Here is a 19,184-nt window from a genome sequence, read left to right as displayed (position 1 = left end):
GCACCTCGATGTCGGCTCATCGCATCCTGGGGCTGTAGTCGGTCCCAAGGGTTGGGCTGTTCGCCCATTAAAGCGGTACGCGAGCTGGGTTCAGAACGTCGTGAGACAGTTCGGTCCCTATCCGTCGCGGGCGTAGGAAATTTGAGAGGAGCTGTCCTTAGTACGAGAGGACCGGGATGGACGCACCGCTGGTGTACCAGTTGTTCCGCCAGGAGCACAGCTGGGTAGCTATGTGCGGAAGGGATAAGCGCTGAAAGCATCTAAGCGTGAAGCCCCCCTCAAGATGAGATTTCCCATCGTGTCAAGCGAGTAAGATCCCTTGAAGATGACAAGGTAGATAGGTCCGAGGTGGAAGCGTGGCGACACGTGCAGCTGACGGATACTAATCGATCGAGGACTTAACTAAGCACACAAGAAAAGCAGAAAACGGTTCTTGACGTAGTCAAGAAAACATCTGAACTCCTGTTATCTAGTTTTGAAGGAATAATCCTTCACGCCTAACATGGCGCTATGAAAAAGCATGTTTGCTCGGTGACGATGGCGGAGAGGTCACACCCGTTCCCATCCCGAACACGGAAGTTAAGCTCTCCAGCGCCGATGGTAGTTGGCGGGACACCGCCTGCGAGAGTAGGACGTTGCCGGGCATTATTGTATTTATCGAGAAAATATATTTCTATTTCAATCATCGCGGGGTGGAGCACGAACGAATCCACATCCTAGAAATTACATCAGCGTACCGCTCGAGTTGCTACTTGATTAAACTTACGGAGAGCGGGACGGCCAATAGTTTCAATGTGTTTCACTAAATATATTTCTATTCCAATTATCGCGGGGTGGAGCAGCCAGGTAGCTCGTCGGGCTCATAACCCGAAGGTCGCAGGTTCAAATCCTGCCCCCGCAACCAACGAATGAAACGAAAGCGAAACGATATTAGTTTCGTGTTTTTTTATGCCTTTTTTGCTTTATGCTTTATTTTCGTGTACACTTATATGTGTATCATTTCCTTAGGAGAGCGATCCTAAGGTCTTTTTTGTATGTTGATTTTATTCAATTAGGGGAATGAGCGATGAAAACATATGAATATGTATCACATCATCCTGAAGATACGGTCGCATTAGCGATGAAACTCGCCCAATATATTCAACCAAAAGACGTAATCACGTTAGAGGGCGATTTAGGAGCAGGAAAAACGACATTTACAAAAGGGCTAGCAAAAGGTTTAGGAATCAACCGTAATGTGAGCAGCCCGACTTTTACCATTATCAAACAATATGAAGGACGTATACCTTTGTATCATATGGACGTATACCGTCTAGAGGAAAGCGAAGAAGATTTAGGATTTGATGAATATTTTTTTGGTGATGGTGTAACGGTTGTGGAATGGGCACATATCATTGAACCATATTTGCCAGATGAGCGTTTACATATTACGATTCACCATGCCGATGGAGGAAGCAGGATTATTCGCTTCTCTCCGATCGGCCAACGTTATGAACAGTTATGTAAGGAGATTTTTAGCGATGAAAGTGTTAGCCATTGATACATCAACGTTTGTTATGGGGATTGCTGTCGTTGACGGCCAAGTTGTTAAAGGAGAAATCATTACAAATTTGAAAAAAAATCATTCTATACGAGTGATGCCTGCAATTGAGTCGCTTCTTCAAGAGTGTGATATGAGTCCGAAAGAAATCGAGCGTATCGTTGTTGCAAAAGGTCCTGGATCATATACAGGTGTTCGCATTGGCGTAACGATTGCCAAAACTTTGGCTTGGACACTAAACATTCCACTTGTTGGTGTATCGAGTTTAGAAGTGATGGCAGCAAGCGCAAAATATTTTCAAGGTCTCGTTGTTCCGTTAATGGACGCCCGGCGAGGACAAATTTATACAGGTCTTTACAAAGTCGAAGGAGATTGCGTGCAATCGATCGTAGCTGATCAAGTCATTTTAGCTACAGAGTGGGCAAATGAATTAAAAGCATATAATGAACCGATTTTATTAGTTGGAAACGATAGTTCGCTACATGAAGCAACATTTGTTGAAACGCTAGATCGTGTTCAAGTAGCTCCAGCGACACTTCACAATCCACGTCCAAGTGAGCTCGCGTGGTTAGGAATAAATCGCGAGCCGGAAGACATTCATACATTCGTACCAAACTATATTCGTTTAGCAGAGGCAGAAGCGAATTGGCTTGCTCGTCAGAAAGAAAGGACGGAATGTTAAGTGGACGTTTCCTTCCGTTTCATGACGCTTCAAGATCTTGATCGCATTATAGAAATTGAGCAACTTTCATTTACTCTCCCGTGGAGTCGCTCTTCTTTTTATCAAGAGTTGACAAACAACCCGTATGCTCGTTACATTGTGCTGGAGTATGATGGACAAGTAATTGGCTATTGTGGCATGTGGTTGGTTATGGATGAAGCGCATATTACAAACATTGCAGTGTTGCCCCAGTTTCGTGGTAAAAAACTAGGAGAAGCACTGATGAGACAAGCGATGGCGTTAGCAAGGGAAGAAGGAGCGAAAACGATGACATTAGAAGTGAGGGTGTCGAATGTAGTTGCACAATCATTATATCGGAAGCTCGGTTTTTTAAATGGAGGAATTCGAAAACGATACTATTCGGATAACCAAGAAGATGCTTTAGTAATGTGGGTGAAATTATGAGCGAAAAAGACATATTTGTGCTTGGAATTGAGACAAGCTGTGATGAAACAGCTGCAGCCATTGTGAAAAATGGACGTGAAATTGTAGCTAACGTTGTCGCTTCACAAATGGAAAGCCATCAACGATTTGGAGGAGTCGTTCCTGAAATTGCCTCCCGTCACCATGTTGAGCAAATCACGCTTGTGTTAGAAGAAACGATGAAGCAAGCAAATATGGATGTTAGCGAAATTGATGCGATTGCGGTAACAGAAGGTCCGGGATTAGTTGGAGCGCTATTGATTGGCGTGAACGCTGCGAAAGCATTAGCTTTTGCGCATCGCATTCCTCTTGTTGGCGTGCATCATATTGCAGGACATATTTATGCGAATCAACTTGTACAAGACATGAAATTTCCGCTATTAGCTCTTGTTGTGTCAGGAGGGCATACGGAGCTCATTTATATGAAAGAGCATGGAGTGTTTGAAGTCATTGGTGAGACGCGAGACGATGCGGCTGGGGAAGCGTATGACAAAGTTGCACGCGCGTTACAGCTACCTTATCCGGGAGGGCCTCACATTGATCGTTTGGCGAAACAAGGAAAACCGACTATTGATTTGCCTCGTGCATGGTTGGAAGAAGGTTCGTATGACTTTAGTTTTAGTGGATTAAAATCAGCCGTCATTAATACGTTGCACAATGCAAAACAGCGTGGAGAAACGATTTTGCCCGAAGATATGGCAGCAAGTTTTCAGACAAGTGTTGTCGAAGTATTAGTAGGAAAAACAATACAAGCGGCTGCGCATTACGACGTGAAGCAAATATTGCTAGCTGGTGGGGTCGCAGCAAATGAAGGATTGCGCACACAATTGCAAAAACAAGTTGAGCAACTACCAGAGGTGGAACTTGTCATTCCGCCATTGTCCCTTTGTACAGATAACGCGGCGATGATTGCGGCAGCTGGAACAGTATTATTTCAACAAGGAAAGCGCGCTACTATGGCGTTAAATGCGAACCCAAGTTTACTGTTATAACAGGAGGGTGTCCCGAAAGTGAAGGGGCACTCCTTTTTTATAACTATATACGTGCGAAACAACTTGACGTTATGTGAAGAAAAACTTAGTCACATTTTGTGGATTATGTTATCCACATACGTGTGGATAATGTGGAAAACGTGTACTATATGTTATTTTATCATAACGAGTTAACCACAAAGAAATAGACAAATTTTTTGATGGTTTTGTGGATAATGTGGAAAAGTACGTGAATAACTTATATTTAGGTGTTTTTTCTGTGGATATGTTTGTGTAAAAAGATGAGCTAGTCCACAAATGGAGCTAGCCCATCATTATTGTTGTAAAAGTTCCCATTGTTCGAATAACTCATCAAATTTTTGTTTTAGTTCTGCGATTTTTGCTTGTGTATCTCTGGCTTTCTCGTAGTCGTTATAACAGGAAGGATCATATAGTTGTTGTTCATACGTTGCAATTTGTTGCTCGAGTTGCTCCATCTCTGTCTCTAGCTGCTCTATTTTTCGTTTTCGTTGTCTCTCTAATTTTTTTCGTTCTTTTTCTTCTTCATACGAACGTTTTAGGGACGATGATTCGCCCGTTGTCGTCTCTTGACCGATTTGTCCAAGTTCGAGTAGCTCTGCTTTTTTCGCCACGTAATAATCATAGTCCCCTAAATATTCAATGAGACCTTCTGTGGATAACTCGTATATTTTTGTTGCGATTTTGTTAATAAAATAACGGTCGTGAGAAACGAAAATAATTGTTCCTGGGTATTCAATAAGCGCTTGTTCTAGCACTTCTTTGCTGTCCAAATCTAAATGGTTTGTCGGTTCGTCTAACACTAATACGTTGGCTTTTTTCATCATCAGTTTGGCGAGAGCGAGCCGAGCTTTTTCACCGCCACTTAATGTTTGCACAGGTTTCAATACATCGTCGCCAGAAAATAAAAAGTTTCCGAGAATCGTGCGAATTTCTTTTTCCGTCTTTAATCGATCTTCATCCCATAGTTCATCGATGACACGTTTGTTCGATGTTAATTGAGCTTGTTCTTGATCATAATAGCCAATCTGTACATTTGTTCCGTAGCGGAGCTCCCCATGTTTTGCAGGGAGTTGTTTGATAATCGTTTTTAAAAGAGTCGATTTTCCAATTCCATTTGGCCCAATAAGTGCGATGCTATCACCGCGAGTGACACGGAATGATAGGTTTGTTGCAATGATGTGATCATAACCAATGGCTAAATCGGCAGCTGTTAACACGTCGTTTCCGCTTGGTCGTTCAATTTCGAAGCGAAATGATGCCGATTTTTCATCGCCGAGCGGCTTTTCAATGATATTCATTTTTTCTAATTGTTTTCTTCTGCTTTGTGCTCGCTTTGTCGTCGATGCACGGGCAATATTTCGTTGAATAAAATCTTTTAATTTCGAAATTTCTTCTTGTTGTTTTTCATACAGTTTCAGTTGTTGTTCAAATTGTTCCGCCCGTTGTTGTAAATAACTCGTATAGTTTCCAACGTATTTTTTTATTTTTGTGCGTGATAATTCATACACTTGTGTCACGATTTGGTCAAGAAAATAGCGATCGTGTGAGACGATAAGAATGGCCCCATTATAATTTTTTAAATATTGTTCAAGCCATTGTAATGTTTCCATATCTAAATGGTTTGTTGGTTCGTCTAAAATCAACAAATCTGGTTTAGCTAGAAGCAGTTTGCCGAGCGCTAATCGCGTTCGCTGTCCACCGCTTAACGTAGATATTTTTGTTGTGTAGTCATACTGAGAAAAGCGGAGACCATGAAGAACCGAACGAATATCTGCCTCATATTGATATCCGCCTTTTTCTTTAAATTCCGTTTGTAACCGATCGTATTGTTCGAGTAGACGTCCATAGTCAGCGTCGTGTACGCTCATTTGTTGTTCTAGTTCGCGTAGTTGTTTTTCCATCTGTTGAAGCGGTGCAAAAACATCGAGCATCTCTTCCCAAATGGAACGATGTGCTTGCAAGCCTGTATATTGATCTAAGTAGCCGATTGTCACGTGTTTCGGCTTTATGATTTCACCTGCGTCGTACGACATCTGGCCAGCAATGATTTTTAATAGTGTAGATTTCCCCGCCCCATTTCTTCCAACTAAAGCGATGCGGTCTTTTTCTTGTATTTCGAGTTTAATGTCTGATAAAACTTGCTCAGCACCATACGACTTTGACAGTTGATTTACTTGTAAAATGATCATGATTTCTCACCTCAATCTTCTTTTGATAGTGTAACGTACTTTCTTCATGTTCGGCAATACTAGTGCGTGAATAACAAATTTGACAAAAATAATAATAAAGGGTACAAAGGAAAGACAGAATGAGAAAAATAGTGTATAGTTTAAAAATGGGGAGAACTTTTTAGACGTATATGAGAGAAAAATGAAAGCGCTAACTATTTGTGAAAGGAAATGTGGGGGATTGACTCGTGAATAATGAACAACCAAAAATTCCGCAGGCGACCGCAAAGCGATTACCGTTGTATTATCGTTTTTTGAAAAACTTGCATGCATCAGGAAAGCAGCGTGTATCTTCAGCGGAGTTGAGCGAAGCTGTACAAGTTGATTCAGCAACGATTCGCCGAGATTTTTCATACTTTGGTGCGCTTGGAAAAAAAGGATACGGATATAATGTCAATTATTTGCTGTCATTTTTTCGTAAAACGTTAGACCAAGATGAGACGACAGAAGTGGCGTTATTTGGGGTCGGAAATTTAGGGACTGCATTTTTAAACTACAATTTCAGCAAAAATAATAATACGAAAATTGTGATGGCATTTGATGTCGATCCAGACAAAGTCGGAACGGAAGTAGGAGGAGTTCCTGTTTATCATTTAGATGAGCTGGAAGAAAAGCTCGGGGAGATTACAGTAGCTATTTTAACTGTGCCGGCTCAAGTTGCTCAACCGATTACCGACCGGCTAGTCCAAAAAGGTATTAAAGGAATTTTAAACTTTACGCCTGCTCGCTTGCATGTGCCAGAACACATTCGTGTTCATCATATTGATTTAGCGGTCGAACTGCAGTCACTCGTTTACTTTTTAAAGCATTACGGAAATGAGTAAACCTCCCGTTTATGATCGGGAGGTTTTTTTAAATAAAGAACGAATGGCTGTGCCAAAATCAAACGTAGCGATCATTATGAATAACATCGTTGTTACATCCCAAATGCCATCTTCGGCGCTGTCGACAGCAAAATAAGTAAATAAAATGCCCATTAGAAAGTAAAATAGTGGTTCATATTTCATGAAAACAGCCTCCAAATGACGAATTGCATTTGTTTTGCTTCGCGCATAATCTTCTCGATTTCTTCAGCAAATAATATTTGCATGACAACGACAAATGTGTTCATCAACACGTGTGCTGCAATAGGTACGAGAATGCGTTTTGTTTTCACATATAAGAAGGCGAACACAAACCCCATTGTCGCATACAAGAGCAAATGTTCAAACTCTAAATGAACAACAGCAAATAAAAGTGAGCTGACGAGCGCTGATAAGAAAAAATTGTATTTTTGATACAACGTCCCGAAAATAATTTTCCGAAAGATGATTTCCTCTAAAATTGGTCCGACGACTGATGTAACGAGTATAAGAGCTGGTGTCAATTTGACCATTTCAACGATGCGTCTCGTGTTCTCGGATCCCATTTCGACACCAAATAGGTGCATCTCAATATTAGCTGCAATACTTTGGGCAAAAAGAGCGAGCAAAAAGCCCCCAATTGACCAAAAGATTGACGTTCCTATTGACGCGCGATGACGGTCATACGAGTACGCCATGTCTTCCCTCATAAAATAGAGAACGAAGAGAAGCGCGAGGGAAAAACTAATGACAGCCCAGTATCCCGTGGCGATCGATATGGCTATATCTTTATTTGATGCGTTAATAAATCCGCTATGCGTAAGTAAAGGAACGCCGACTAAACTCGATAGTTGCATAGCGACGTATGTAATGATGACATACCAATATTGCTTTTTCACATGTTCAACCCCTTCGTGCAAATTGTCTAGCTTTAGACGAGCATTTTCTAAGCGTCTGCTTCCTTAGCTGCGCGAATGATCGTCCTCTGCTTTCCAAATTGAATACTTTTTCATTTTATCATATTTTTTGTATGAATTTCGAAAGGAAAGACATAATGTAAAGAGGGAATCATTTAATGAAAAATTTTTAACTTCCTACTTGCAAAATTGAAAAAAGTTCATTAATATAATAAGTGTGTTAGCACTCAATAAGAATGAGTGCTAATAACGGAACGAAAATCTAATTAAGGAGGTCGTTTGCCGTGTTGAAGCCACTAGGTGATCGTATTGTCATTGAATTAATTCAAACTGAAGAAAAAACAGCGAGCGGAATTGTCTTACCAGACACAGCAAAAGAAAAACCACAAGAAGGAAAAGTTGTGGCAGTTGGTTCAGGTCGCGTTCTTGATAATGGTGAGCGCGTAGCTCCAGAGGTAAGCGTTGGTGACCGCATCATCTTCTCAAAATATGCGGGTACAGAAGTAAAATATGATGGAAAAGAATACTTAATTTTGCGTGAAAGTGACATTTTAGCTGTGATTGGTTAATCGTTCGCCTGATAACATATAAAGCACATAAAAATACTTAACTAAAATTTCATCAAGGGGGTAAGATGTATGGCAAAAGAAATTAAATTCAGCGAAGAAGCTCGTCGTGCGATGTTACGAGGTGTAGATAAATTAGCTGATGCAGTAAAAGTAACATTAGGTCCAAAAGGTCGTAACGTTGTATTAGAGAAAAAGTTCGGTTCTCCATTAATTACAAATGACGGTGTAACAATCGCAAAAGAAATTGAATTAGAAGATCCGTTTGAAAATATGGGTGCAAAGCTTGTTGCGGAAGTAGCAAGCAAAACAAATGATGTTGCTGGTGACGGTACAACAACAGCGACTGTATTAGCGCAAGCGATGATTCGCGAAGGGTTGAAAAACGTAACAGCTGGTGCGAACCCAATGGGTATTCGCAAAGGTATTGAAAAAGCTGTTGCAGTTGCGGTAGAAGAATTAAAAGCGATCTCTAAACCAATCGAAGGTAAAGATTCTATCGCTCAAGTTGCAGCTATTTCTGCAGCTGACGAAGAAGTTGGTCAACTTATCGCTGAAGCGATGGAACGTGTTGGTAAAGATGGCGTCATTACATTAGAAGAGTCTAAAGGTTTCACAACAGAATTAGATGTTGTGGAAGGTATGCAATTTGACCGTGGTTATGTATCTCCATACATGGTTACAGACTCTGATAAAATGGAAGTTGTATTGGAAAATCCATACATCTTAATTACAGATAAAAAAGTTTCAAGCATTCAAGAACTTCTTCCTGTATTAGAGCAAGTTGTTCAACAAGGTAAGCCATTGTTAATTATTGCTGAAGATGTAGAAGGCGAAGCGCTTGCAACATTAGTTGTGAACAAACTTCGTGGTACATTCACAGCTGTTGCAGTTAAAGCGCCTGGCTTCGGTGATCGTCGCAAAGCGATGCTTCAAGATATCGCGATCTTAACAGGTGGCGAAGTTATCACAGAAGAGTTAGGTCGCGAGTTAAAATCAACAACAATTGCTTCACTTGGTCGTGCAGCGAAAGTTGTTGTAACAAAAGAACATACAACAATCGTTGATGGCGCTGGTCGTGCCGAAGACATTCAAGCACGCATCAACCAAATTCGTGCACAATTAGAAGAAACAACTTCTGAATTTGACCGTGAAAAATTACAAGAGCGCTTAGCGAAATTAGCTGGTGGCGTTGCGGTAATCAAAGTTGGTGCTGCAACAGAAACAGAATTAAAAGAGCGTAAATTACGCATTGAAGACGCATTAAACGCAACACGTGCGGCAGTTGAAGAAGGTATCGTTGCCGGCGGTGGTACAGCGTTAATGAACGTATACAGCAAAGTTGCAGCCATTGAAGCTGAAGGCGACGAAGCAACTGGTGTGAAAATCGTTCTTCGTGCGATTGAAGAGCCAGTTCGTCAAATCGCGCAAAACGCTGGTTTAGAAGGCTCTGTCATCGTAGAGCGCTTAAAAACAGAAAAACCTGGCATCGGCTTCAACGCAGCAACTGGCGAGTGGGTTGACATGATCGAAGCGGGTATCGTTGACCCAACAAAAGTAACTCGCTCTGCACTTCAAAACGCAGCATCTGTTGCCGCTATGTTCTTAACAACTGAGGCAGTCGTTGCTGACAAACCAGAAGAAAACAAAAACACACCAGGCATGCCAGACATGGGCGGCATGATGTAATAAGACGAGAACTAGTCGCAGAAACAAATATATTCAATCGTAAGGGCTACTTCCTTATAAAAAGGGGGTAGTCCTTTTTGTGTGAAAATCAAATGAACATGAACGAGGATGTACTAACAGACTGTAGATGAGCATTTTTATTAACAATAATTACCATATGAAAAAGGGACAAACGGGGTACTCTCTACGCCACGTGGAGCTGTTTTTTTACGGCATCAATAGGAATATTTTGCTTCGCTGCGCCGTAGATAAATTCTACAAGAATCCGATTCTGCCGCCATGACGAAAGACACACTGGCGCAAACGAAGACCGCCAACGCCTTTTTGATCACAAGAGGGTCTTCTTCGCTCCGAATCGTCAAAACCGCGCCGGTCGAAGCGGATGCCTAAGACACGCCGTGGAGCGCGCCATTGGAACTGCAGGATGGACGAATCCAACGCGCGTTTAGGGCAACCGCCCACGTACGAGCAGCGAAGGATTCTGCAAGGATTAGGGGATGGACGAGAGTATTTACGTCTAAAGGGATAAAGGAACGATCAGAGATGGTAAAAAAAAGATGTCACAACTTTTGGTGTTGGTTGAAAAGTTATTCTAAAAAACTGAATAAAAAATCCTTTTGTTCCGCCCTACCAAGGTGTGAAATATGAGTCGTACGGAACTTCTTTCGCTTTCTTAGAAACCGTCGAGTAATGAAACGTCGGCAATCCATACATCTTCGCCACATCGGCACCATGACGGAAACTTTTCCATTCGTGGAGTGCCGCCAGCAGAAAAAAGTCAACCAACGTACGCACCGTAAACGTCCGAGAGGTGTCTTGGTAGCCAACGGCTTCGATCATCGATTGGAGATCTTCATCAGAAACAATTTTTTGTATCAAATTTGGGAGTGTGGTATGCTTGTTCACAGAGAGCACTTCCTGGGTTTGTTTGTGTAACTGCTTACATTCCACAGGAAAGGTGCTCTTTTTTCTATACTTTTTATGGATATTATTGGTTAATCAACACGCGTGAATTATTTATGTTAATTTCGTCGGGATTTGCACCCTCTACATAGAGAGTTTGGAGTAGATTATAAATTATTTTATTTTTCCTTACTGCAAGAGGTTCGTTACCTCTAATATTTTCATTTACCCATTTGGTAAAGGCATTTTCAGTTCCTGTAGATTGATGAACTCCAATTTTTTTACGCCACACATTACGTTGTGGTAGAAAGGATTCAAAACTTTTACGAAGAATATATTTCTCTATTCCATGTAAGTTCTTTAATCTAGGGTCTAATTGTAGCGTTATTCTCAAAAATTCACGATCCCAATATGGATGGGTTGTCCAAATTCCATGAACTAAACCTATAGTATGAGTAAACTCGTTGGAACCATCGATTGATAGTACATCCCGTTGTATATAATTATCCAACTCTTCTATTGACATGTGGGGATCTAACATACCTCCAAACAAAATATCTGATCCATATCCAGTAAGAATACGGTTAGTAAATGAGCGAGCATGTTGATAAGTTATATATACTGGTGTTAAATATTCAATAAATTCTGCATGTGGGACCTCAGCAGCCCATACTACATGCGGTAGTTTTTCTAAAAATTCTTCTTCCCTGATTAAAAACTCATGATGATCTGTTTGATATCTATCTGCTACAAGTTTAGCGTATTCAAATTCATTTGCCGACTCAGTTCCTATAGAAAATGTATATAGTTTTGTAACCTTAGGAGCAATTAAACTTGTAATAGCGCTGGAATCAATCCCACCCGAAAGAATAACACCTACTGAATCATTTTCTCCTTTCTGAAATTCTACCGCTTTGTCGAGCGTTTCATATAACAAGTGACAAGCCTTTTCTTCTGATATTACTAGCCTTTCAGAAGGCATTCTCCAGTGATGTTCTTTTTTCATCTCAAACGTCCGAAGATTAATCTCAATAATAGATCCGATTGGTACGCGATTAATACCTTTAAAAATTGTTTCAATCATATTTTGTTCAAAAGTTCGATCCTCAAATTTGCGAAGTCCAGGAGAAAGATTCCCACCAAGAATAAGGGCTTTAGCCTCAGTTGCTACATAGATAGAATTTTTGGATATATGGAAATATAAAGGTATTGTCCCGGCGTGATCAGTAACTAAAAGTAAACGATCCCTAAAACGAATAACTGCAGCGAAACGACCATTTACAAGTCGTAAAGCTGTTGTCCCATATAATCTAATTAAATTTAATAATAAATCTACATCTAAATCACTTGAGTTTTTTTCTTCTCCAATTATAGTATTCCAAATAGACTCTCTATTATAAACTTCACCTATCATCCATATGGCTATGTCTTCTTCAATCATATAGGCCGTTTTGACACAATTTTCTTCTCCTCGGATTACACTAGAGTATTCCAAGTTTTCTATCCGTTCAAATCGTGTACTATTGATTCCCTGAACAGCAAAAGGCCATTCAACTACCTCATTATGTCGGTCAGGGCTTACAATCAAACCAAAACCTGTACAACGTACCACAAAAATCCCTTCTTTCTTTAGTTTTTTAGATAGTTAAGTTGTATATTCACCATTTATTCGAACGTAGTCGTAGGAAAGATCACACCCCCAAACGGTCGCTGTATCTTTTCCTAAACCAAGAGATACTCGGATTGTAATTTCCGATCCCTGCAAATATTTTCTAATTTGTTCTAAATCTAGGTCATTTACCGGTTTTCCTTTGTAAACAGGTATAGTACCAAAAAATATCGAAACTTTTTCAGGTGAGATTTCTACTTCTTCCTCACATTTACCAATCGCCATTGCTATACGCCCCCAGTTAGGGTCAGTTCCAAATATAGCTGTTTTTACAAGTGGAGAATTTACGATTTTTTTTCCAACTTTTTTAGCTTGAGCGAAGCTAGATGCTTCCTCTACAATAACTTCAAGTAATTTGGTAGCACCTTCACCATCTCGGGCAATTTCCTTAGCAAGTTCTATAGCCATATTTGTTAACGCTGTTCTAAAATCGTCAAAGTTTACTTTACCTGCTAAACCATTAGCCATAATAGCAACAGTGTCACTTGTACTTGTGTCAGTATCGATACTTACCATATTAAAGGATTTATTTACTGCTTCTTCAAGAAATTCTTTTAACGTATCTGAAGGGATTTTTGCATCTGTTACAAAATAAGCAAGCAAGGTAGCCATGTTTGGTTCAATCATTCCGGATCCTTTAGCTATGCCAACTAATGTAGCACTTCCCACCTTACAAACCCTCATTTTTGGGTAGGTATCAGTGGTCATGATAGCTTCAGCAGCTTTCTCAAACCCCCCCTGAATCATCTGGTTTTTAAGGCCTTTGACCCCTTTCATAATCTTTTCCATTGGTAATTGTCGGCCGATTACACCTGTTGATGAAGGGAGAATATCTTCTGGGGAAATATTTAATTCTTCTCCGATAAGGTGAATTATCTCTTTTACATTTGCAATTCCTTCTTCACCTGTAGCCACATTAGCATTCTTACTATTAATTACAAAACATTGTAATCGTCCATTAGCAACGTTTTTTCTTCCAATTGGGATAGGTGCACCACAAAAACGGCTTTGTGTAAACATAGCAGCAGCCGTAGCGAGTGTCGTAGAATATATAACAGTGAAATCAAGTGTTTCGTCTTTTATTCCTAAATTTTTAGAGCAAGTGTAAAATCCTTTTGGTAAATACATTGACAAAATCTCCTGATTATTATCTTTCAGTGGGTTAATAATTTCCACTTTTAAAATCCCTCCCTCTATAAATGTTGATATATCAACGGTTGTAGCCGTTTCAGGGGTGTCAAAAAAATATTTTTCGACAAAGTTTCTAACATTATTTCTTAAATATGTGTATATCTTACATTGACGGGGTACGCTTCGCGGCCACTACTGGTTAAATTTGGTTGTAGTGGGGGAAGCGTATGGGATGCACCGTGGATCTCTGCATCGCTGATGATGACGAACCCTCCCATGTCTCTTGGCATCCTTGTGCCTACATTCCTTCGTTCGGTCTAGTCATCAGGCAGAGGCCGGCTAAGCTCCTTTAGGGACTCAAGGTCGAATGGATGATATCGCGCCAGCTTCTCCGTGTCATCCTTGTTGTCTAGAGAATCGAGACTATAGGCATCAAGCAGCCGTTTCGAGGCCAAAGATGTCCTGCATCATTCGCTTCGCATCGAACGCTTGGTGCTTCGTACATACAGCGTGCAATACCTTCAATAATTTTCCGCATAACACCACAATCGATTGCTTCTTCCGCAACGGATTATCAGGACGTGTCGTGTAATAGTCGTGCAGCTGCCGAAACGCTTCGTTGTGGCGGATCATCGGCATCATCACGCGGAATAGGAGGGCGCGCAACCGCCTTCTTCCACGCTTCGAGATCCGTTTTTGCCCTTTGTGTTGGCCGGAGGAATGTTCCCGCAGCGTCAGGCCCGCTAATTTGATGAGTTGCCGCGGATCCTGATAATGGGAGAAACTCCCGATCTCTGATAACAGTTCCACGATGGTCGCATCGCCTAAGCCCGGAACGGTCTTCAACCATTCGTACTCGACCGATGTCTGTACGAGTTCGATCAGCTGCTCTGTCAGTGCCTCGATTTCTTCTTCCAGTTGGCGGTACCGGCGGACAAGCGTGGCAATTTCGATACGGGCCATCTGTTGTCCTTCCGTTACGCCAATGGAATGTTGGGCCAATTCCATCAACTTCTTCGCTTTCGGTTTTTGTGGCGATTGTAATCCCTCACTTTGCCGGTAAAGAGCCAGCACCTCTTCTAGCTCTTTTCCTGCCAGATCACTCGGAAATGGCGTATATTCCAGCACCGCGAGCGCCATTTTCCCAAATGACGGGAAGACTTGGGAAAACTCCGGAAAATATCGATCAAGCCAGCGAATCATTTGATTTCGAATCGCTCCCTGTTCTTCCACCAATTTGGAGCGAAATGTCGCTCCAACGCGCAGTTCGGCCTCCATCCCTTTCAGAATGCGCGGATAGCTGAATCGGCCGTCTTTCACTAACCGGGCAATGACGAGCGCGTCTTTCGCATCATGCTTGGTTGGAAGATTGTCGTCCAGCTCTTTGGATCGCTTCACGTGCATCGGGTTTGTCATGACGAGAGGAATGCCCTTCTCGTCAAGAAAGTAAGCGAGATTGAGCCAATAATGTCCCGTTGGCTCGATGCCAACGATCACTTCCGTTTTTTCAAATTCCTCCATCGCTTTCACGATGCACTGGTACAACCATTCCAACCCTTCTCTGGATTGCGGAACGGGAAACGATTTTTTCAGCACCCTCCCTCGCTCATCCACAAAGCAGGCGTAATGCTTCTTTTTCGCGATATCCATGCCAACAACCAGCGTTTGATCGGTGACTTGATTAATCTTCTTGTTTGAGATAGAATTCATGTATAGTCCTCCTTGGTATCCAAATTAGGGGTCAATTCATCCGATTGACACCCCCGAATCATACCAAGAGGGCTTTTTTTATTCAAGTCCCCGAAAAAACTTCTAACAGGAATGCTCCTTAAATATTCTCTAACTTGAAATAATTAATTGGAGTTTTTCCCTAGCTTTTTTTAGATTATCTCTGGCATCGGCTGCATCTTTTCCTAAAGTATAGATATAGCCAATAGTATCTCCATTATTAGTAGGCTTGCGAACAAAATCACCAATTTTTGCATTAAGTATAAATATTTCAACACCTGAAGATTTTAGTACTTCCTCTTTTCCTTTTATTTCTTTTAAAAATCCCGTAGAAGGTGCAGTAATGGCAGACCAAGCTGTACCAATATTACGTTTAGGTAGTAAATCAACTGAATCTCCCATAGCTAATTTTATTACTTCTTTTATAGGGTCAATACCTAAAGAATCTGAAATCATTTTTGAAATAAATCGTCCTCCTAAACGAGGGTTAATTTCTACTACTTTAGGTCCTTCCTTTGTTAATTTAATTTCCGTATGACAAGGACCGTGGAAATATCCTATTGCATTTAATGCAGATTTAACAACATCTATAACTGAATTTCTTGTATTTTCTGGAATTTTATAAGGAAAGCTAAACTCGCATTCAACAAAGTTTGGCCATCCTGTCAATCCTTTAGAAGTAATCCCTAAAACATGACAGTCTCCATTTATTGATATAGTTTCAACACTTACTTCTTCTCCCACCATATATTCTTCAATCAGCACTTTACCTTCACGACGCTGACCACGTTCATTTATTATAATCGAATTTGCAAAGTTAAAAGCTTTTAATAATTGTTCATCATTGAATACACATTCTACACCATAACTGCTAGTTTCTGCTGTCGGCTTAACAACACATGGATAGCCTATATCTTTTGCTGCCTTAAGAGCTTCTGCAAAACTTTTTACAATATGAAATTTTGCAGAGGGAACACTCTTTTCCAGTAGGCATATACGGCTTAAATCTTTATTTCGTGCTATTTGAACTGATTTTGGAGAAGGAGATAGAAAGCCAAAGTAAGTAGCTACCTGCGCTGCAATATCAACATAATAATCTGAGAAAGTTAGTAATCCATGAAATGGGTTTTTTTCATAATAATTTTCAAGAAATTGAATAAGACTTTTAGCATCATTCGTTTCTGTTTCAATATGGAAATCAGCTAAACCAAGTGGATGCTGATTTAAAGGTTTATTTTTAAGATAAAGTTTAAAATCTCGACAAATTAATGTAACCTTATATCCCAGTTCTTTCGCAATTTTACAAGCCTCAAAACCTGTAGAAAAAAACATACTTTCTAGTAATATAAGATGTTTTTGTTGGTATTCCAACATTCGATCTCCCTTCTATACTCATTCCCTAGATTAGTAAAAAATAATATGAAAATTATGTAATTATTAAAATTTAGGTTTTATATATTTCACGAATTACACTTTTATAACAACATTATGAAATTATGGTATATTATTGAATAAACAATCTCATTTTTCCTACATAAACTGAAATATAATATACAACAACACAAATATTTATTCAATATTAAATATTAAAAATAAAAATTATTATGTTTTTAATTTAAATTTTCTGTTAACAATGTTTACTAAAAAGAGTTTTTATGTTATATTTATTAACTGTTATGAATATTATGATAAATCGAGAAAGGAGGAGGAATAATTGGTAGAATTCAAGCCTATGGATGCGGGAATCTCTCCACGCTATGCACAAATTTCAACTTTTATGAGATTACCTCATTCTCGGGACATTAAAAATTATGATGTTGCTATTATTGGGGTTCCTTATGATGGTGGAACTTCATATAGACCTGGGACACGTTTTGGTCCTAGGGAGATACGATCTCATTCTTCGCTCATACGTGGATATAGCTATTATTCAAAAAGCGATTTATTTTCACGTTTAAGGATTGCTGATTATGGAGATATCGATGCAAGCCCCTACAACATAGAATTAACCTATAAATTAATCGAAGATACAATAGAATCCATTTTAAATGAAAATGTTTTTCCAGTTGTAATCGGTGGAGATCATTCTATAAGTTTAGGTATCCTAAGAGCTGTAGCTAAGAAGTATGGTCCGGTTGGATTAGTGCAATTTGATGCACATTCTGATACATATGATGGTGTTTATGGTACCGAATATCATCATGGCACTCCGTTTAAAAGAGCTATTGAAGAGGGACTAATTGATCCATCACGCTCCCTACAAATCGGCATCCGTGGACAATTTGTTTCCTCTACAGACCTTGACTACGCACTGCAGAGTGGAATGAAGATTTTAATGATGGATGATATAAACAAAAAAGGTATTTCAGATGTAATTAAAAATATTGAGGGTCTTGGTAAAGAACCGGTATATGTATCACTAGATATTGATGCAGTGGATCCAGCTTTTGCACCTGGTACTGGTACTCCTGTTCCAGGCGGGTTTGATAGTCGAGAAATAATTCAATTAGTACGTAGTTTAAAACCACTTAACGTAGTAGGATTTGATCTAGTAGAAGTTTCTCCTCCTTATGATAACAATGGAATTACGTCACTATTAGCATCTAATTTAATTTATGAGTTCTTAAATACTGTTTCTTTAGAGAAAAAATCGTAAAGGAGGTATTTAGATGAATAATGCAGTATTATATAATACAAAAAATTCTGTTGCATCAAGTTTACTAAAATATTTATATCACAAGGGAATTCGACATATATTTGGTGTTGTGGGTCGTGAAGCATCATCCATTCTTTTTAATGAACAAGAGGGTATTGATTTTATTTTAACTCGACATGAATTTACCGCTGGAATAATGGCTGATGTACTTGCCAGATTGACTGGTAACCCTCAAGTGTGCTGGTCTACAATTGGCCCAGGGGTAACTAACTTAGCAACGGGCATCTCTTCGGCATGTTTAGACCGATCACCAGTTATTGCATTAGCTGCCCAAGCTGAGACAAATGATGCAATTTATAATCAAACCCATCAGTGCTTAGATAACGTTAGTATTATAAAACCAATGGCAAAATTTGCAGCAGAAATAACAAATCCTGATGATATTATTCCGATACTTGATCAAGCTTTTGAGGCTTCTATGACAGAACAACTGGGTCCCTCTTTTATCAGTATTCCAATTGACATTTTAAAAACGAATGTTTCGGAGAAGGTAATAGATTCAATAAGTAAACGCCCGGTAAAATCACCTAAAAAAGAATATGTTCAAAATGATTGGAAAGAAAATATAGATCAAGTAGTGAAGATGATTAAAGAATCCAATAATCCACTAATTATAGTAGGAAATGCTGTTATTCGCGCTAATTGTGTAGATAAAATCCGAGAATTAAGTGAATCTTTGCAGATTCCAATTGTATCATCTTATACTGCAAAAGGAGTTTTACCAAGTGACCATCCTCTTAATTTTGGGGCAATTAGTGGTTATATGGATGGAATACTAAACTATAATGCTTTAGAAAATATCCTGAATCCGTGATGAATTGAAATCGACTTTGATTTTGTTGTAATTTTGATGGATTGATAATCCATAAAACCCTTTTTATGCTTATGACCTATGTCATCTCTATTTCCGAAAATGGAACAAATCTCTTTTTTAGGTATACGAACCAAAAAAATAGACAAAAAAGCCCAGGGAGTGACGTTGGACATCAGTGCTCGAACATTCGTTCGTTATCTTGCCTCTCTCCATTTCTGATAGACGTTCAGTAGGGGCTCGCTATAGCCACTCCTTCGCGTCAGTTTCATCCAGATCTGTCGTGA

Annotated in this window: 16 protein-coding genes, 1 tRNA gene, 2 rRNA genes and 1 pseudogene; 12 read left to right on the top strand and 8 right to left on the bottom strand. The window is 39.8% G+C overall.

Features of this window, described 5'->3' with window-relative positions; all coding sequences use genetic code 11:
- The 7 genes from JV16_RS14030 to tsaD form a co-directional block, all read left to right on the top strand.
- Positions 1-406, top strand: a 23S ribosomal RNA gene (locus JV16_RS14030); the annotation flags it as partial.
- A 121-nt stretch (positions 407-527) separates the two neighbouring features.
- A 5S ribosomal RNA gene (gene rrf, locus JV16_RS14025) occupies positions 528-644 on the top strand.
- Between the two features lie 183 nt (positions 645-827).
- A tRNA-Met gene (locus JV16_RS14020) sits at positions 828-904 on the top strand.
- Positions 905-1,066: 162 nt separating this feature from the next.
- Entirely contained in the window at positions 1,067-1,540 is a 474-nt protein-coding gene (gene tsaE, locus JV16_RS14015; RefSeq protein WP_042536381.1) for a tRNA (adenosine(37)-N6)-threonylcarbamoyltransferase complex ATPase subunit type 1 TsaE, read from the top strand.
- Complete coding sequence (gene tsaB / locus JV16_RS14010) at positions 1,521-2,222, top strand: tRNA (adenosine(37)-N6)-threonylcarbamoyltransferase complex dimerization subunit type 1 TsaB (RefSeq protein ID WP_042536380.1); 702 nt, start codon at positions 1,521-1,523, stop codon at positions 2,220-2,222. The genes tsaE and tsaB overlap by 20 nt, the downstream gene beginning before the upstream one ends.
- Positions 2,223-2,666 carry a ribosomal protein S18-alanine N-acetyltransferase gene (gene rimI / locus JV16_RS14005; protein WP_004577723.1) on the top strand — a complete coding sequence of 148 codons (444 nt, stop codon included), beginning with the start codon at positions 2,223-2,225 and terminating at the stop codon, positions 2,664-2,666.
- On the top strand, positions 2,663-3,676 hold the full coding sequence (tsaD, locus tag JV16_RS14000; RefSeq protein WP_021094777.1) for a tRNA (adenosine(37)-N6)-threonylcarbamoyltransferase complex transferase subunit TsaD: 1,014 nt from the start codon (positions 2,663-2,665) through the stop codon (positions 3,674-3,676). Before rimI ends, tsaD begins: the two co-directional genes overlap by 4 nt.
- Positions 3,677-3,990: 314 nt before the next feature.
- On the opposite strand, the gene JV16_RS13995 is transcribed toward tsaD, so the two are convergent.
- Positions 3,991-5,886 (bottom strand): ABC-F family ATP-binding cassette domain-containing protein, encoded by a 1,896-nt coding sequence (locus JV16_RS13995; RefSeq protein ID WP_042536379.1) that lies wholly within the window; start codon positions 5,884-5,886, stop codon positions 3,991-3,993.
- A 227-nt stretch (positions 5,887-6,113) separates the two neighbouring features.
- On the opposite strand from JV16_RS13995, the gene JV16_RS13990 reads away from it, so the two are divergent.
- The gene (locus JV16_RS13990; protein ID WP_042536378.1) at positions 6,114-6,749 is read left to right on the top strand and encodes a redox-sensing transcriptional repressor Rex; all 636 of its coding nucleotides are present in this window, start codon (positions 6,114-6,116) and stop codon (positions 6,747-6,749) included.
- A 9-nt stretch (positions 6,750-6,758) separates the two neighbouring features.
- On the opposite strand, the gene JV16_RS15425 is transcribed toward JV16_RS13990, so the two are convergent.
- Positions 6,759-6,932 carry a YdiK family protein gene (locus JV16_RS15425; RefSeq protein ID WP_004577727.1) on the bottom strand — a complete coding sequence of 58 codons (174 nt, stop codon included), beginning with the start codon at positions 6,930-6,932 and terminating at the stop codon, positions 6,759-6,761.
- A complete protein-coding gene (locus tag JV16_RS13980) occupies positions 6,929-7,666 on the bottom strand; it encodes a CPBP family intramembrane glutamic endopeptidase (protein WP_042536377.1) in 738 nt (245 codons plus the stop codon). The genes JV16_RS15425 and JV16_RS13980 overlap by 4 nt, the downstream gene beginning before the upstream one ends.
- Before the next feature lie 302 nt (positions 7,667-7,968).
- Here JV16_RS13980 and groES point away from each other — a divergent pair, with 302 nt between their 5' ends.
- Both groES and groL read left to right on the top strand, forming a co-directional pair.
- On the top strand, positions 7,969-8,253 hold the full coding sequence (gene groES, locus JV16_RS13975; protein WP_004888755.1) for a co-chaperone GroES: 285 nt from the start codon (positions 7,969-7,971) through the stop codon (positions 8,251-8,253).
- A gap of 69 nt (positions 8,254-8,322) precedes the next feature.
- Complete coding sequence (gene groL / locus JV16_RS13970; protein ID WP_042536376.1) at positions 8,323-9,939, top strand: chaperonin GroEL; 1,617 nt, start codon at positions 8,323-8,325, stop codon at positions 9,937-9,939.
- Positions 9,940-10,587: 648 nt separating this feature from the next.
- On the opposite strand, the pseudogene JV16_RS13965 reads toward groL, so the two are convergent.
- The 5 genes and pseudogenes from JV16_RS13965 to JV16_RS13945 form a co-directional block, all read right to left on the bottom strand.
- A pseudogene (locus JV16_RS13965) lies at positions 10,588-10,845 on the bottom strand (IS4 family transposase); the annotation flags it as partial.
- 82 nt (positions 10,846-10,927) lie between these two features.
- Positions 10,928-12,454: an asparagine synthetase B family protein gene (locus JV16_RS13960; protein WP_012573940.1), complete on the bottom strand. Its 1,527-nt coding sequence runs from the start codon at positions 12,452-12,454 to the stop codon at positions 10,928-10,930.
- Between the two features lie 33 nt (positions 12,455-12,487).
- Positions 12,488-13,687 (bottom strand): bifunctional glutamate N-acetyltransferase/amino-acid acetyltransferase ArgJ, encoded by a 1,200-nt coding sequence (gene argJ / locus JV16_RS13955; protein WP_084220386.1) that lies wholly within the window; start codon positions 13,685-13,687, stop codon positions 12,488-12,490.
- 387 nt (positions 13,688-14,074) lie between these two features.
- Positions 14,075-15,352, bottom strand: a complete 1,278-nt coding sequence (locus JV16_RS13950; RefSeq protein ID WP_042536374.1) for an IS110 family RNA-guided transposase — start codon at positions 15,350-15,352, stop codon at positions 14,075-14,077.
- 129 nt (positions 15,353-15,481) lie between these two features.
- Positions 15,482-16,744, bottom strand: a complete 1,263-nt coding sequence (locus tag JV16_RS13945) for an ATP-grasp domain-containing protein (protein ID WP_042536373.1) — start codon at positions 16,742-16,744, stop codon at positions 15,482-15,484.
- A 340-nt stretch (positions 16,745-17,084) separates the two neighbouring features.
- Here JV16_RS13945 and speB point away from each other — a divergent pair, with 340 nt between their 5' ends.
- Positions 17,085-18,026, top strand: a complete 942-nt coding sequence (speB, locus tag JV16_RS13940; protein ID WP_084220385.1) for an agmatinase — start codon at positions 17,085-17,087, stop codon at positions 18,024-18,026.
- A 13-nt stretch (positions 18,027-18,039) separates the two neighbouring features.
- Positions 18,040-18,900: a thiamine pyrophosphate-binding protein gene (locus JV16_RS13935; protein WP_042536382.1), complete on the top strand. Its 861-nt coding sequence runs from the start codon at positions 18,040-18,042 to the stop codon at positions 18,898-18,900.
- Positions 18,901-19,184: the final 284 nt, after the last annotated feature.

The organism is Anoxybacillus ayderensis, assembly GCF_000833605.1.
Taxonomy (GTDB): domain Bacteria; phylum Bacillota; class Bacilli; order Bacillales; family Anoxybacillaceae; genus Anoxybacillus; species Anoxybacillus ayderensis.
Note: the sequence above shows the minus strand (reverse complement) of the source record. Positions and strands in the feature narration are given on the sequence as shown.